Origin of the sequence: Catenulispora rubra (genome assembly GCF_015356825.1) — a bacterium.
Classification (GTDB): domain Bacteria; phylum Actinomycetota; class Actinomycetes; order Streptomycetales; family Catenulisporaceae; genus Catenulispora; species Catenulispora rubra.
Map to the genome: position 1 here is coordinate 1 of NZ_JAACYW010000724.1, position 520 is coordinate 520.

1 protein-coding gene is annotated in these 520 nt (G+C 70.0%); it reads left to right on the forward strand.

Features of this window, described 5'->3' with window-relative positions; all coding sequences use genetic code 11:
- Nucleotides 1-237, forward strand: a 237-nt coding sequence (locus GWK61_RS55145; RefSeq protein ID WP_194922370.1) for a hypothetical protein, incomplete at its 5' end; no start/stop codon positions are given.
- Nucleotides 238-520: the final 283 nt, after the last annotated feature.

The following is a 520-nucleotide window of genomic DNA, read 5'->3' on the forward strand; positions in this document are numbered from 1 at the left end:
GCCAAGGGCCTCTGCGACGAGGTCGGAAGCGTCGGCCAACTGGCTGCCATGCCCGACACCGTCGGCGCCACCGCCTGGCAAGCCGCCCTCAGCGCCTACGTCGCCGGCGCCACCGACGCCCTAGCCGCCGCCAGCAACCACCCCGCCTACTACCAAGCCGCCCAAGCCCAACTCGCCCAAGGCGAACAGGAACTCGACGCGCTCTCCGCACGCATCATCGCCACAACCCAGCGCTAAGCGAGAACCGAGATCCGAGAACCGCCAAGCAGCAGCACGCGGTCAACCGGCAGGCAACAGGCGGCAGGCGGCAGCAAACAGCCAGCCGCCAGCAGCAGCGGTCACCGGCAAGCAGTCAGCGACCAACCGGTCGGCACTCGGCAGACAGCTAGTCGGCGGTCTGCGGGTCAGAGGCCAGCGGATCGGTGCTCAACAGCCTGCGCTCGGCGGTCGGCGATCAGCAGGCAGCCGGTCAGCGGTCAGCGGTCAGCGGTCAGCGGTCAGCGGTCACCCACCCCTACCG